At 73.0% G+C, this 14333-nt stretch carries 12 protein-coding genes; 10 read left to right on the plus strand and 2 right to left on the minus strand.

The features are described from left to right. Positions 1-7: 7 nt before the first annotated feature. From ABD331_RS18025 to ABD331_RS18040, 4 genes are read left to right on the plus strand one after another with little or no spacing between them, the layout of a single operon-like run. Positions 8-1408, plus strand: coding sequence for an ABC transporter substrate-binding protein (locus tag ABD331_RS18025; RefSeq protein WP_344476080.1), 1401 nt, complete (start codon positions 8-10; stop codon positions 1406-1408). Beyond that, positions 1405-2418: an ABC transporter permease gene (locus tag ABD331_RS18030; protein ID WP_344476082.1), complete on the plus strand. Its 1014-nt coding sequence runs from the start codon at positions 1405-1407 to the stop codon at positions 2416-2418. Before ABD331_RS18025 ends, ABD331_RS18030 begins: the two co-directional genes overlap by 4 nt. Then, on the plus strand, positions 2415-3128 hold the full coding sequence (locus tag ABD331_RS18035; RefSeq protein ID WP_344476084.1) for an ABC transporter ATP-binding protein: 714 nt from the start codon (positions 2415-2417) through the stop codon (positions 3126-3128). Before ABD331_RS18030 ends, ABD331_RS18035 begins: the two co-directional genes overlap by 4 nt. Positions 3129-3131: 3 nt before the next feature. Next, positions 3132-5801, plus strand: a complete 2670-nt coding sequence (locus ABD331_RS18040; RefSeq protein ID WP_344476086.1) for a fumarate reductase/succinate dehydrogenase flavoprotein subunit — start codon at positions 3132-3134, stop codon at positions 5799-5801. A gap of 168 nt (positions 5802-5969) precedes the next feature. On the opposite strand, the gene ABD331_RS18045 is transcribed toward ABD331_RS18040, so the two are convergent. Continuing rightward, positions 5970-6833: an alpha/beta fold hydrolase gene (locus ABD331_RS18045; protein WP_344476088.1), complete on the minus strand. Its 864-nt coding sequence runs from the start codon at positions 6831-6833 to the stop codon at positions 5970-5972. Positions 6834-6891: 58 nt separating this feature from the next. On the opposite strand from ABD331_RS18045, the gene ABD331_RS18050 reads away from it, so the two are divergent. From ABD331_RS18050 to ABD331_RS18060, 3 genes are all read left to right on the plus strand, one after another. Beyond that, positions 6892-7473, plus strand: coding sequence for a CGNR zinc finger domain-containing protein (locus ABD331_RS18050; protein ID WP_344476090.1), 582 nt, complete (start codon positions 6892-6894; stop codon positions 7471-7473). Between the two features lie 163 nt (positions 7474-7636). Further along, positions 7637-8344: a ThuA domain-containing protein gene (locus ABD331_RS18055; protein WP_344476092.1), complete on the plus strand. Its 708-nt coding sequence runs from the start codon at positions 7637-7639 to the stop codon at positions 8342-8344. After that, on the plus strand, positions 8329-9417 hold the full coding sequence (locus tag ABD331_RS18060) for a Gfo/Idh/MocA family protein (protein ID WP_344476093.1): 1089 nt from the start codon (positions 8329-8331) through the stop codon (positions 9415-9417). Before ABD331_RS18055 ends, ABD331_RS18060 begins: the two co-directional genes overlap by 16 nt. Positions 9418-9617: 200 nt before the next feature. On the opposite strand, the gene ABD331_RS18065 is transcribed toward ABD331_RS18060, so the two are convergent. Further along, positions 9618-10940 carry an MFS transporter gene (locus ABD331_RS18065; RefSeq protein ID WP_344476094.1) on the minus strand — a complete coding sequence of 441 codons (1323 nt, stop codon included), beginning with the start codon at positions 10938-10940 and terminating at the stop codon, positions 9618-9620. 145 nt (positions 10941-11085) lie between these two features. Between ABD331_RS18065 and ABD331_RS18070 the strand changes: the two genes are divergently transcribed. The 3 genes from ABD331_RS18070 to ABD331_RS18080 all read left to right on the plus strand — a co-directional run bounded on the left by ABD331_RS18070 (position 11086) and on the right by ABD331_RS18080 (position 14333). Next, the gene (locus ABD331_RS18070; RefSeq protein WP_344476096.1) at positions 11086-11769 is read left to right on the plus strand and encodes a GntR family transcriptional regulator; all 684 of its coding nucleotides are present in this window, start codon (positions 11086-11088) and stop codon (positions 11767-11769) included. Between the two features lie 94 nt (positions 11770-11863). Beyond that, positions 11864-12898, plus strand: a complete 1035-nt coding sequence (locus ABD331_RS18075) for a dihydrodipicolinate synthase family protein (protein WP_344476097.1) — start codon at positions 11864-11866, stop codon at positions 12896-12898. Positions 12899-13142: 244 nt separating this feature from the next. Next, positions 13143-14333: a cytochrome P450 gene (locus tag ABD331_RS18080; RefSeq protein ID WP_344476099.1), complete on the plus strand. Its 1191-nt coding sequence runs from the start codon at positions 13143-13145 to the stop codon at positions 14331-14333.

Raw genomic sequence — 14333 nt, forward strand, 5'->3', positions numbered from 1 at the left:
ACGCCCGATGCGGAGAACGCGGAGAACTCTGACGGCCCTCGCCCTGCTGCTGGCGGCGACGGCCTGCTCGGTCTCGGGGGCGGCGGACGGCGGCGAGGGGAAGATCAAGCTCGTCGTAGGCTACCAGTCCAAGACCATCAACACCGTCACGGCGGGCACGCTGCTGCGCTCGCTGGGCTACCTGGAGAAACGGCTCGGCGACAAGTACACCGTCGAGTGGCAGGACTACGAGACCGGCGCCCCCATCACCGCCAAGATGGTGGCCGGGAAGATCGACATCGGCTCGATGGGCGACTACCCGCTGCTCATCAACGCGGCCAGGACGCAGGCGATCCCGGCCGCCCGCACCGAGCTGATCTCCATCACCGGCTACAACCTGCGCGGCGGGCTCAACATGGTGCTCGTCCCGCCCGCCGCCAAGGCACGCACGCTGGCCGACCTGGCCGGCGCCAAGATCTCCGCCAGCGTCGGCTCGGCCGGCCACGGCACCCTGGTGCAGGCGATGGAACGGGCGAAGATCACCGCCGAGGTGGTCAACCACCAGCCCGCCATCGGCGCGGCGCAGCTCGAGTCCGGCGGCGTGCAGGGCTACGCCCAGTTCGTGGCCTGGCCCGGCCTGCTGGCCTTCCAGGGCAAGGGCCGCCTGATCTACGACGGGTCGGCCCTGGACGTGCCGACCTTCCACGGGGTCGTGACGCGGCAGGCGTACGCCAAGGAGCACCCCGAGGTCGTGGACGCCTTCCTCAAGGCCCAGCAGGACGCCACCCGCTACCTGCACGAACACCCCCTGGAAGCCGCCGAGTCGGTGGCCAAGGACACCGGGCTGCCCGCCGAGGTCGTCTACCTCTACAACGGCAGGAACGGCATCTCCACCTTCGACCTCACCCTGAAGGAGCCGCTGCTCAAGGCGCACGAGCGCGACGTCGCCTACCTCAAGCAGATCAGCCCCGACTTCTCCGGCGTGGACGTCAAGGCGTTCGTCAACGACGGCTACCTGCGCAAGGCGTACGGCGCCGCCTACGACCAGGACCTCGCCTCGACCGCGAACCCCGCCGCGACCACCGGCACCGACGCCGCCTGCGGCGAGCCCGTCACCGACCCGGCGACCGCCTCAGAGCTGTGGCTGTCCGGCGAGAACACCACCAGGCCCGCCGCCACGCCCGCCTGCCTGCTGCGCCAGGTCGCCGCGGCCCAGGGCAAGGTGCGGGCGGCGTACGTGCCCGACACCGTGACCGGCACCAGGTGGTTCGCCGACCAGTCGGTCTGGCTCAAGGGGCCCGGCGGGAGCCTGCTGCCCTTCACCACCCAGGACGGCGCAGACGCCTACCGCGAGGAGCACCCGAAGGCCGAGCCCGTCAGCTACGCGGACGCGCTCAAGACGGCAGCCGAAGGGGGTGACGAGCGATGACCGCCGACGCCCGGACCGCCGATCCACACGTGCCCGCCGTCCAAGCCGATGTCCAACCCGATGTCCAACCCGACGTCCAACCCGACGTCCAACCGGGCGTCCAACCGGGCCTCCAAGCGGGCGTCCGAGCCGACGTCCAAGCGGGCGTCCAAGCGGGCGTCCAGCCCGGCGCCCAAGCGGGCGTCCCGGCCGCCGCGTCCTCCGTGGCGGGGCGGCGGCGCGCCAGGAGCGGCGCGAAGGCGCGGCGGCGGCTCGTCAGGGCCGCGTCGCTGCTGGCCGCAGCCGGGCTGTGGCAGGTGCTCACCGTCACCGACGCCCACCTGTGGCTGCGCTTCGACCGGCTGCCCACCCTGGGCGAGATCGGCGCCAGCGCCGCGAGCCGCGTCACCACCCAGCTCTACTGGCTGGACCTGCTGCAGAGCCTGATCAGGATCCTCACCGGTTTCGGGCTGGCCGCCGTGGCGGGGGTGGCGGCGGGCGTGCTGGTCGCCAGGTCCGCCAGGGCCGGGGACGTGCTGACGCCGCTGTTCGAGGCCGTCCGCCCCATCCCCGCGATCGCGCTGGTGCCGGTCGCCATCCTGCTGTTCCCGACGGACGAGCAGGGCATCGTGTTCATCACGTTCGCCGCCGCGTTCTTCCCGATCCTGGTCAGCACCCGGCATGCCGTCCGCGCCCTGCCCACGCTGTGGGAGGACGCCGTCAGGACGCTCGGCGGCGGCCGTCGTCACGTGCTGGCGAACGTGGTGCTGCCGGGGATCCTGCCCGGCGTGTTCGGCGGCCTGTCGGTCGGCATGGGCGTGTCGTGGATCTGCGTCATCTCGGCGGAGATGATCTCGGGCGAGTTCGGGGTCGGCTACCGGACGTGGATGTCGTACACGATCGTCGACTACCCCGCCGTCATCGTCGGCATGATCACGATCGGCCTGCTCGGGTGGCTCACCTCGGCCGCCGTCGAGCTGGCCGGGCGCCGCGTGACGCGCTGGCTGCCCAGGGCGGAGGAGACGTCGTGACGCTCGGCATCACCCTGGACTCCCTGTCGCTCGGCTACGCGCGCGGCCCCGTGCTGCGGGAGGTCGATCTGACGGTACGGCCCGGCGAGGTGCTGGTGATCGTCGGCGCGTCCGGGTCGGGCAAGTCAACGCTGCTGCGCGCGCTGGCCGGGCTGCTGACCCCGCACGGCGGCCGGGTCCTGGCCGGCGACGAGGAGGTCACCGGCACCTCACGCGAGCGGGCGATGGTCTTCCAGGACGACGGGCTGCTGCCCTGGCGCACCGTGCGGCGCAACGTCGAGCTGCCGCTGCGTATCCGCGGCCTGCCCAGGGGCGAGCGCAGGACCGTCGCCGAGGAGTGGCTGGCCCGCGTCGGCCTCGAAGGGCACGAGGACCGGCTGCCCCGAGAGCTGTCCGGCGGCATGCGGCAGCGCGTGCAGCTCGCCCGCGCCCTGGCGGGCGCGCCCCGCGCGGTGCTCATGGACGAGCCGTTCGGCGCGCTCGACGCCCAGACCCGCGCCGGCATGCAGGCCCTGCTGCTCGACGTGCTGCGCGACACCCGGGCGACGATCGTCTTCGTCACCCACGACGTGGACGAGGCGCTGCTGCTCGCCGACCGCGTGGTGGTGCTCGGCTCCGGCGGCGTCCGCACCACCATCGAGGTGCCAGGCCCCCGCGACCCCGCCGCCGACCGCGCCGAGCTGCGCGCGAAGATCCTCAAGGAGCTGTGAAGAATGGACATCCCCGCGATCGAGGACGCCCTGCGCCTGGAGTGTGAGGTGCTCGTCGTCGGAGGCGGCACCGCCGGCACGATGGCCGCCATCACGGCGGCCGAGCAGGGTGCGCGCGTGCTGCTGCTGGAGAAGGCGCACGTGCGGCACAGCGGCGCGCTGGCCATGGGCATGGACGGCGTCAACAACGCCGTCATCCCCGGCAAGGCCACGCCCGAGGACTACGTCGCCGAGATCACCCGCGCCAACGACGGCATCGTCAACCAGAAGACCATCCACCAGACCGCGACCAGGGGCCACGACATGGTCCGCCGCCTGGAGCGCTACGGCGTGAAGTTCGAGAAGGACGAGCACGGCGAGTACGCGGTGCGCCGCGTGCACCGCTCCGGCAGCTACGTGCTGCCCATGCCGGAGGGCAAGGACGTCAAGAAGGTCCTCTACCGGGTGCTGCGGCAGCGCCACATCCGCGAGAAGGTCCGCATCGAGAACCGGGTCATGCCCGTCAGGGTGCTCACCTCCGGCGGCCGGGCGGTCGGCGTGGCCGGCTTCGACTCCCGTTCGGGCAGGTTCGTCACCGTCTCGGCCGGCGCCGTGATCCTCGCGACCGGCGCGTGCGGCCGGCTCGGCCTGCCCGCCTCCGGCTACCTGTACGGCACCTACGAGAACCCGACGAACGCCGGCGACGGCTACGCCATGGCCTACCACGCCGGCGCCGAGCTCAGCGGCATCGAATGCTTCCAGATCAACCCGCTGATCAAGGACTACAACGGCCCCGCCTGCGCCTACGTCGCCAACCCGTTCGGCGGCTACCAGGTCAACAACAAGGGCGAGCGGTTCGTCGACTCCGACTACTGGTCGGGGCAGATGATGGCCGAGGTGTCCGCCGAGATCGGATCCGCCCGCGGCCCCATCTACCTCAAGCTCTCCCACCTGCCCGACGAGACCGTCACCGCCATCGAGAACATCCTGCACACCACGGAACGCCCCACCCGTGGCACGTTCCACGCCGGGCGCGGCCACGACTACCGCACCCACGACGTCGAGATGCACATCTCGGAGATCGGCCTGTGCGGCGGCCACTCGGCCTCCGGCGTGTGGGTGGACGAGAACGGCGCGACCACCGTCCCCGGCCTGTACGCGGCGGGCGACCTGGCCTGCGTGCCGCACAACTACATGATCGGCGCGTTCGTCTTCGGCGACCTCGCCGGCGCGCACGCCGCCGCCCACCACCGGGAGCCGGACGCGCTGCCCGAGGACCAGATCGCCGCCGCCCACGAGCTGGTCTACCGGCCCCTGCGCCACCCGGAGGGGCCGCCGCAGCCGCAGGTCGAGTACAAGCTGCGCCGCTTCGTCAACGACTACGTCGCGCCGCCGAAGACGGGGGCCAAGCTGGAGATCGCGCTGGAGTCGTTCGAACGCATGCGGGAGGAGATCGCCGCCATGGGCGCGCGCACGCCGCACGAGCTGATGCGCTGCGCCGAGGTGGACTTCATCCGCGACTGCGCCGAGATGGCCGCGCGCTCCTCGCTGGCCCGCACCGAGAGCCGGTGGGGGCTCTACCACGAGCGGGCCGACCTGCCGGGGCGCGACGACTCCGAGTGGCTGTTCCACCTCAACCTGCGCAAGCGCGCCGACGGGGCGATGGAGTTCGTCAAGCGGCCGGTGGAGCCGTACCTGGTGCCGGTCGAGGAGTTCACGCCCGTCGCCGCCGAGCCGGTGGTGCTGGGCACGCGCGGCCCCCAGGCGTCCGCCGCCGCCAGGGGCGCCACCGGCGGGCGGGGCGCGCGGACCGCCGTCGGACGCTCGCCGCGCATCCTGGAGCTGCACCGGCTCGCCGAGCAGCAGCCCGCCGTCACCGACCTGGCCCCCTACCTCGCCGACCCCGACCCCAAGGTGCGCCGCGCCGCCATCGCCACGCTCACCGAGACCGTCCCCCCGGGCACGGACCTCGCGCTCGCGGCGGCCCTCGACGACGCCCACGGCACCGTACGGCGCGCCGCCGCCACGGGGCTGGTCGAGCTGGTCGAGGTGCTGCCCGCCACCGCCGCGCTCGGCGACGCGCTCGCCGCCCGGCTGTCCAGCGGCGACGCCACCGTACGGGCGGCCGTCCTGGACGTGCTGCGCGCGTTGCGCCTGGGAACGGTCGGGCTGTTCCGCTCCGGGCTCTCCGACGCCGACCACCGGGTGCGGATCGCGGCCATCAGGGGCCTGGTCTCGCTCGACGCGGTCACCGAGGTGGCGGACGCGGCCTCGGACCCGTCGCGGGAGGTGCGGGTGTGGGCGGCCAAGGGGCTCGGCCTCATCGGCAAACCGTCGCCCGCCCTCGCCGTGCTCGCCGCCGACCCCGACCTGCTCGTCAGGGCCGCCGCCCTGGAGTCGTCGGCCGCCACGGGGGATCCGCTCGTGTCGCCGGCCCTGGAGGGGCTGTCGGATGCGGCCTGGGAGGTGCGGGTGGGCGCGGCGCGCTGCCTGGCCGCCGCCGACCCCGCCGTCGCCGTGGGGCCGCTGGTGGGGGCGTTGGCGGATGCCAACCTGGATGTGCGCAAGGCGGCGGTGGTGGCGCTGGGGGCCTGGGCGGGGAGCGCGGAGGTGGCGGGGGCGTTGCGGGCGGTGCTCGACGACACGGATGCCGACGTCCGCGCCTACGCCCGCCGCGCCCTCACCACCCCCTAACCGCCACCACCTCCTGAAACGCCCGCCTCCGCCTGACGCCCGCCCCCGCCCAACGCCTGCCTCCGTGCGACGCTCGCCATCCCGGCCTCGCACGCTGCGCCCGCCGTGCCGCGTGCGTGTGCCCGCCGTGCCCGCCCTGCCATGCACGCCAGGGCGGGCGCGGGGGTGTCAGGTGAGGGAGGCGCCGCCGGGCAGGAAGTCGCGCAGGTGGGCGACCAGCGCGTCCGGCCGCTCCTCCGCGATGAAGTGCCCGCACTCCGCGATCTCGAAGCCCCGCACATCCTCGGCGTACTCACGCCAGATCTCCAACGTGGGCAACCGGGCGGGCAACCCGGCCGACCCCCACAACGCCAGCACCGGCATCGTCAGCCGCCGCCCGGCAGCCGCGTCCGAGTCGTCCAGCGCGAGATCCTCCTCATGCGCCCGGTAGTCGTCGAACCCCGCCCGCAACGCCCCCGGCCGCGAGAACGCCCGCACGTACGCGTCCACCGCCTCGGCCGGCAACCCGTGCCGGTTGTACGTCCACCGCTCGAAGAAGTACTCCAGGTACCCGCGCACATCCCGCCCCACCAGCCGCTCGGGAAGATCGGGCTGCAGGTGGAACAGCCAGTGCCAGTAGGCCGACCCGACCGACGCGTCAAGGCGGCGGAACATCTCCCTGGTCGGCACGATGTCCAGCACGGCGAGCCGCTCCACCTGGTCAGGACGGTCCAGCGCCCACCGGTGCGCCACCCGCGCCCCCCGGTCGTGCCCGACGACCGACGCGCGTTCGAAGCCGAGCGAGCCGATCAGCTCCGCCAGGTCGGCGGCCATCCGCCGCTTGTCGTAGCCGGTCGCGGGCTTGTCGCTGAGCCCGTACCCGCGCAGATCGGGAGCCACCACCGTGTGCCCGGCGGCGAGGCGTCCGAGCACCGGCTCCCAGCACAGGCTCGTCTGCGGCCAGCCGTGCAGCAGGACCACGAGCGGGCCCGAGCCGGCGCGCGTGTAGTGCAGGCGGATCCCGCCGACGGAGGCCACCCCTGTGGTGTTCATGGGCCTTCCTTCCTTAACCTCTTCATAGGGTTAGCGACATTACCGGGAAAATGGGGACATGGCAGCGAACGACGCGTGGATCCGGGACGGCGGGCGGGTGTGCCTCGACTTCGTCAACACCCTGCGCGACCGCTGGGACGTCCCCAGGGAGACCCTCGAACAGCCGGACGACCTGGCGCGATGGCTGGACGGCGCCGGACTGGTCGCCCCCGACGCGCGCCTCGCCGTCCCGTCCGACGCCGCGTTGCGTTCGGCCTGGCTGCTGCGGGAGGCGATCGACCGGGCGGTGCTGGGCGCGTCCGAGGGCCGCCTGCCCGCCCCGGCGGACGTGGACGTCCTCAACGAGGCGGTGGCGGCGGCGCCCCGCCCGCTCCTCCAGCTCGTGATCACGGACGGCCGGCTGGAGCCGCAGGCGGAGCCGCTGGCCGCCGACGTGGCCGCCGCGCTCGGGCTCGTCGCCCGCGACGCCGCCGAGCTGCTGCTGTCACCCGAGGTCGGACGGGTGCGAGTGTGCGGGTCGGACCGCTGCGCCCTGCGCTTCGTGGACCGGTCGCAGGCGGGCAGGCGCCGCTGGTGCTCGATGACCCGCTGCGGCAACCGCACCAAGGTCCGACGCCACCAGCAACGCACCAGGACCTGACGCCGCGCGGCAGCGCGCCACGACTCAACCCCCGCCGGCAACGCGCCCGAAAATAGCACTGGGAGTTTTGGTCCTCACTCAGCCACAATTAGCGATGTGTGCCTCTTTTGGGACTTAAGTGGCGCACGGCCTCTTTGTGGTTCAACGAGTGATTGGCGATTGCATGGCGGGCGAGCACAGACGTACGGCCCTCGTGGTGCGAGGCGGGTGGGAGGGACACGCCCCGGTGGCGGCCACCGACCTCTTCGTCCCCTTCCTCGAGAAGAACGGCTTCGAGGTGCGGCTGGAGGACAGCCCGGCGCCCTACGCGGACCCCGCGTACATGGCGGGGGTCGATCTCATCGTGCAGTGCTACACGATGGGCAGCATCGAGCAGGACCAGCTCAAGGGCCTGCGGGCGGCGATCGAGGCCGGCACGGGGATGGCCGGCTGGCACGGCGGCATCGCCGACTCCTACCGCAACTCCTCCGACTATCTGCACCTGATCGGCGGGCAGTTCGCCTGCCACCCCGGCAAGCACCCCGACGACGAGGACGCGGGCACCGAACGGCACAACTTCGTCCCGTACACGGTCAACATGCTGCCCGAGGCGGCGGCGCACCCGATCACCGAGGGGATCGGCGACTTCGACCTCGTCACCGAGCAGTACTGGGTGCTGGCCGACGACTACAACGACGTGCTGGCCACCACGACGCAGAAGGTGCGCCCGTGGGACCCCTGGCACAGGGAGGTGACCTCGCCGGCGATCTGGACGCGCCGCTGGGGCAAGGGGCGCATCTTCGTCGCGACCCCGGGGCACAGCCTCGACGTCCTGGAGCACGACAGCGTGCGCACCATCATCGAGAGGGGAATGTTGTGGGCCAGCCGCTGAACCTCGGCATCGTCGGTTGCGGGGCCATCTCGGCCCAGTACCTGCGCACCATCGAACGGCTGCCGCAGGTGCGGCTGGTCGCGGTCGCCGACCTCGACCTGGAGCGGGCCCGCGAGGCCGTCGCGTCCTATCCGGGCGTGGACGTGCTGGGCGTGCCGGAGCTCCTGGCCGATCCGCGCGTCGAGGCCGTACTCAACCTGACCATCCCCGCCGCCCACGCCGAGGTGGCCCTCCAGGCCATCGCGGCCGGCAAAGACGTCTACTGCGAGAAGCCGCTCGCCGCGACCGGCGAGGACGCGCGCCGGGTGCTGGAGGCGGCCCGCGCGGCGGGGGTACGGGTCGGCTGCGCGCCCGACACGGTGCTCGGCACCGGCACCCAGACCGCCCGCCAGGCCATCGACGACGGCCTGATCGGCCGGCCCGTCGCGGCCACGGCGACCATGGTCACCCCGGGCCACGAGCGCTGGCACCCGAACCCGGACTTCTACTACGTCCCGGGCGGCGGCCCGCTGCTGGACATGGGCCCGTACTACGTCAGCAGCCTGGTGACGCTGCTCGGGCCCGTCGCGACGGTGATCGGCGCGGCCAGCCGCACGCGCGCCAAGCGCACCATCGGCTCAGGGCCCCGGCAGGGCGAGGAGATCCCGGTCACCGTGGACACCCACGTCACCGGCGTTCTCGTGCACGAGTCCGGCGCGCTGTCCACGCTGGTGATGAGCTTCGACGCGGTGGCCACCAGGTCGCCGAACATCGAGGTGCACGGCGAGAAGGGCTCCCTCGTGGTGCCCGACCCCAACCATTTCGACGGCGACGTCCTGCTGACCCGCCTCGGCGACGACGGGCCGCGCACCCTTCCCGTCTCCGCCGGGTACGCCGACGCGGGCCGGGGCGTCGGCCTGATCGACTTCGCCGACGACCGTGAGCCTAGGGCGGGCGGGGAACTGGCCTTCCACGTGCTCGACGTCATGGAGTCGCTCCTCGCCTCGGCCCACGAGGGCCGGGCGGTGGACGTCGAAAGCACCTGCGAGCGGCCCCGTCCGGTCGCACTGGGCGGCCTCACCACCGAGGGCTGAGCCTCCCGCGCCCGCGCAGCGGCACGTTGCTCGGGTCGGCGTGCGCGGCAGCATGTTGCGCTGGTCGGGCCTGCGCGGCGGTAAGCGGTGCTGGTCGCGGCTGCGAGCCCGGAGCGGAGGGTTGAAGCCGTGAGCCGGGCTCGGCGCGAAGGGTGGTCCTTTCGTGCCGGGCCCGGCGCCCGCGATCCTGAGGCGGCCGCTCAGCGGACGGACTCGCCGGTGGTGCTGAGATCGCGCCGGTACGACTCCGGCGCCTTGTACACGGCGAACATCGTCACCAGCGCCCCTGCCATCACGTACGCCGCCACCAGCGGCCACCGCGCCCCGTCCGCCCCCGCCAGCGCCGTGGCGATGAACGGCGTCAGCCCGCCGGCGAAGATGGAGGCGATCTCCCGCCCCGCCGCCGCCCCCGTGTAGCGGCGTTCGGCAGGGAAGAGCTCGGCGTAGAAGGCGGGCTGGATGGCGTTGATGGCGTTGTGCCCGACGTTCAGCACCAGCACGTACCCGAGCACGATCAGCACCGTCGACCCGCTGTGCAGCAGCGCGAAGAACGGGAAGGCCATCACGAACACCACGGCGGCGCCGAAGAAGTAGACGGGCCGCCGCCCGATGCGGTCGGACAGGGCGGCGAAGGCGCCGTGGCTGACGAAGGCGAGCACGGCGGCGATCAGGATCGCGTTGTTGAGCTGCCCCTTGTCGATCCCGATGCTCGCGCCGTAGGAGAGGGCGAACACCGTCAGCAGGAAGTACGGCAGTGCCTCGGCGAAGCGCAGCCCGACGATGAGCAGCAGGTTGCGCCAGTCGTCGGCGAAGATCCGGCGGATCGGCCCGTGCGCGGGACGTTCCTGACCTGCGGCGACCGACTCGGTGAAGACGGGCGTCTCGTGCAGGCTGCGCCGCATCCAGAACGTCACCACGAGCACCACGGCCGACAGCAGGAACGGGATCCGCCAGCCCCAGCTCAGCAACTGCTCGTCGGGCAGCGTGAAGACCCAGGCGAAGATGCCCGTGATGAGGATCTGCGCGGAGAAGCCGCCGGTGTTGGGCCAGGCGCTGAAGAAGCCGCGCCGGTGTGGCGGCGCCGACTCCAGCACGATGATCATGGACCCGCCCCACTCGCCGCCGACCGCGAACCCCTGCACCAGCCGCAGCACCACCAGCAGGATCGGCGCCCAGACCCCGATCGTCGCGTAGCCGGGCAGCAGGCCGATGAGGATCGTGCTCAGCCCCATCAGGACGAGCGTGACCATCAGGGTGGACTTGCGGCCGTGGCGGTCGCCGCGGCTGCCGAAGAACAGCCCGCCCAGCGGCCGGGCCAGGAAGCCGACCGCGAACGTGCCGAAGGCCGACAGGGTGGCCACGAAACCGCCGGCCTCGGGGAAGAAGACCTTGGGGAAGACGACGGCGGCGGCCGTGCCGTACACGAGGAAGTCGTAGTACTCGAGGGTGTTGCCGAGGAAGCTGGAGGCCGTGACCTTCCAGGTGTAGCGGAGGTCGGTGCGTGGGGGAGAGGTCGCGACCATGGCGACGCCCTTTCTGCCGTGCCCGCAGGGATTGAGTTGTCGCACACTATGACTCGGCAGACGGTTAACCGTCAACGGTTGACGTTGACCGTATGCAACGCGGCGCGTTAGGCTCCGTCCAGGACAGGAGAGAAGAGGAGAGCTGGTGACGATCACCAATCCGCTGCGTCATCCACCCCTCGGCGACCAGCTGCTCGCCCAGCTCCGCTCGCTCATCGTGCGCGGCGAGCTGATCGTCGGCACCCATCTGGTCGAGGGGCGCATCGCGGAGCGCTTCGGGGTTAGCCGCGGCCCGGTCCGCGACGCCCTGCGCCAGCTCGAGATCGAAGGGCTGGTCGAGACGCGCAAGCGCGGCGTCTTCGTCCGCGGCCTGTCCCACACCGACCTCGTCGAGCTCTACTCCCTGCGCGGCGCCCTGGAGGGCCTGGCCATCCGCGAGGCCATCGCCCGGCTCGGCGCGGCCGACTGGACCCCGCTGGAGCAGGCGATCGAGCAGATGCGCGCCGCCGCGGCCACCCCCGACCCCGCCAAGTTCGCCGCCGCGGACCTCGACTTCCACAGCGGCTTCTACGTCCTCGGCGCCAACCGCTGGCTCACCGCCACGTGGGAGTTGCACCGGCCGCTGTTCGCCACCGTGCTGGAGATCACCAACACCGACCGCGACCTCATCCCCGTCGCAGAGGACCACGCCGACCTGAGCGGGATCGTCCGCTCCGGCGACGTGGACGCGGCGCTGACCGCCCTCGCGGCGCACCTCGACGGCTCCTGCGGCCGCATCCGCGCCACGCTGAGCGAACGGCCACGGCCCCAGCCGCAGCCCGCGTTCTGACACCGCTCCTCGTCCCAGGCCGGGCCGGTCCGCAGTGGACCTCCTGACTCGGACCGGCCCTTCCCTTCCTGAGCCGCCCCAGCGAGGCCCCGCCATGCCCGAAAACGCCATGCCCGAAAACGCCGTGTCCGAGACCGCCATGCCCGGAAACAGCATGCCCGGAAACGGCATGGCCGGGACCGCCATGGCCGGGACCGCCGTGCCCGGGACCGCCGTGCCCGGGACCGCCGTGTCCGGGACCGCCGTGCCCGGCAGTGTCATGTCCGGAAATGTCGTGCGCGCCGAGGTGCTCGCCGCCGTCCCGACCTTCTTCGACGACGCGGGCGACCTCGACCTCGCCACCACCAAGGCCTACCTCGCCGCCCTCGCCCCCCGCGTGGACGGCGTCTTCGTCTGCGGCACCACCGGCGAGTTCCCCGCCCTGGAACGGGCCGAGCGGCACACGCTCGCGGAGGAGGCGCTGGCGGTGTTCGGCCCCGGGCGGGTGGTGGTGCACGTGGGGGCCGCCGCCACCCGCGAGTCGGTGGCGCTGACGAAGGACGCGGTCGCGCTCGGGGCACGCAGGCTGGCGGCGCTGACCCCGTACTATCTGCCCGCCGACACCGGCGCCGTGCTGCGGCACTTCGACGCGGTGGTGCGGGCGGCGGGCCCGGCCGCCGCCGTGTACGGCTACCTGTTCGGCGAGCGCACCGGCGTGCACGTCGAGCCCGCCGAGCTGGCCGCCGCGACCGGGCTGTCCGGCGCCAAGCTGAGCGGCCGCGCGGCCGACCGGTTCGCCGAGTACGCCGCCGCGCTTCCGCCGGGCAAGCGGCTCTGGTCGGGCTCCGACACCCGGCTGGCCGCGGTGGTGCTCGGCGGCGGCACCGGCGTCGTCTCGGGGCTGTCGGCCGCCTTCCCCGAGCCGTTCACCCGCCTCGCCGACGCCGTGGCCGCCGGCGACACCGCCGCGGAACGGGACGCGCAGGCCGACGTGGACGAGGTGCTCGACACGCTCGGCGGCACCGTCGAGGGCATCAAGCTCGCCCTGCGCCACCTCGGCCACGGCACCGGCGAGCTGCGCATGCCCACCTCCGACATCACCCCCGAGCAGCGGAGCCGCATCGCCGGCCTGGCCGCCACCCGAGGGTGACGAGCCCCGGCCTGACGGGGCGCTGAATGACACGCCGGCGCCCTTCCGCAGGACCACTCTCAGGACGCTCGCCCGCACCACGTCCGCCCGCACCAGCACTCGCAGGACGCTCGCCCTCAGGACGCGCCCGCACCTGTGCTCGGCCCTGCCGCTCGGCGATCTCGCCCCGCCGGGCCGCCCACAGGACGGCGCGAGCACCTACCATCACAGATGGCGGTCAGCCCAGATCCCCTCGGGAGACGACATGAGCGATTCCGCGACACTCCCCCTCTACATGCGCCGCTCCCTCTTCGACCCGGACGCCGAGCTGGTCCGGGTCCGCGAGGAGGAGGGCGTGCGGCGCGTCGCCACCCCGTTCGGGGCGGACGTGTGGATGGTGACCAGGTTCTCCGACGTCAGGGAGGTGCTCGGCGACCCGGCGCGGTTCAGCAACGCGCGCCAGCCGCTCCCGCCGGGCGCGCCCGACATGCCCAGGGAGCAGGTGGAGGCGCAGCGGGCGGGCCATCTGCTGCTCTTCGACCCGCCCGAGCACACCCGGCTGCGGCGGATGCTGACGCCGGAGTTCACCATGCGCCGCATGCGCCGCCTGGAGCCGCGCATCAGGGACATCGTGGCCGGGCACCTCGACGCGATGGAAGCGGCGGGGCCGCCGGCCGATCTGGTGGCGTCGTTCGCGCTGCCGATCCCGTCCCTGGTGATCTGCGAGCTGCTCGGCGTGCCGTACGAGGACCGCGAGGAGTTCCAGCAGCGCACGTCGAGGCTGCTGGACCTGTCGCTGTCGCTGAAGGAGCGCACCCCGATCCGCGAGGCCGCCCGCGCCTACATGGCCGAGCTGGTCGGCCGCGCCCAGGCGGACCCGGGCGACGACCTGCTCGGCATGCTGGTGCGCGAGCACGGCGACGACCTGTCCACCGCCGAGCTGATCGGCATCGGCAGCCTGCTGCTGGTGGCGGGCCACGAGACGACCTCCAACATGCTCGCCCTCGGCACGCTGGCCCTGCTGCGCCATCCCGAGCAGCTCGACCAGCTCAGGAAGGAGCCGGAGCGGATCGCCGCCGCCGTGGAGGAGCTGCTGCGCTGGCTCAGCATCGTGCACAACGGCACGTTCAAGAGCACCACGACCGAGGTCGAGCTGTCGGGGGTGCGCATCCCGGCCGACGCGCTGGTGGTGGTCGCGCTGCCCGCCGCCAACCGCGACCCCGCGCTGGTGCCCGACCCCGACCGGCTCGACGTGGGCCGCGGCGACCTGGGGCACCTGGCCTTCGGCCACGGCGTGCACCACTGCCTGGGCGCGCCGCTGGCCAGGATGGAGATGCAGATCGCCTTCGGCGCCCTGTTCGAGCGCTTCCCGGGGCTGCGCGAGGCCGCGCCGCCGCCCGCGTTCCGCGCCATGAACGTCGTGTACGGGCTGACGTCGCTGCACGTCACCTGGTGA

The organism is Nonomuraea monospora (assembly GCF_039531895.1).
Lineage (GTDB): Bacteria > Actinomycetota > Actinomycetes > Streptosporangiales > Streptosporangiaceae > Nonomuraea > Nonomuraea monospora.

Bases quoted from the DNA above. Each gene is read 5' to 3' on its own strand.
- ABD331_RS18045 (WP_344476088.1), bottom strand. From the start codon at position 6,833: ATGAACACCACAGGGGTGGCCTCCGTCGGCGGGATCCGCCTGCACTAC.
- ABD331_RS18075 (WP_344476097.1), top strand. From the start codon at position 11,864: ATGCCCGAAAACGCCATGCCCGAAAACGCCGTGTCCGAGACCGCCATG.
- ABD331_RS18080 (WP_344476099.1), top strand. From the start codon at position 13,143: ATGAGCGATTCCGCGACACTCCCCCTCTACATGCGCCGCTCCCTCTTC.
- ABD331_RS18040 (WP_344476086.1), top strand. From the start codon at position 3,132: ATGGACATCCCCGCGATCGAGGACGCCCTGCGCCTGGAGTGTGAGGTG.
- ABD331_RS18050 (WP_344476090.1), top strand. From the start codon at position 6,892: ATGGCAGCGAACGACGCGTGGATCCGGGACGGCGGGCGGGTGTGCCTC.
- ABD331_RS18025 (WP_344476080.1), top strand. From the start codon at position 8: ATGCGGAGAACGCGGAGAACTCTGACGGCCCTCGCCCTGCTGCTGGCG.
- ABD331_RS18065 (WP_344476094.1), bottom strand. From the start codon at position 10,940: ATGGTCGCGACCTCTCCCCCACGCACCGACCTCCGCTACACCTGGAAG.
- ABD331_RS18055 (WP_344476092.1), top strand. From the start codon at position 7,637: ATGGCGGGCGAGCACAGACGTACGGCCCTCGTGGTGCGAGGCGGGTGG.
- ABD331_RS18030 (WP_344476082.1), top strand. From the start codon at position 1,405: ATGACCGCCGACGCCCGGACCGCCGATCCACACGTGCCCGCCGTCCAA.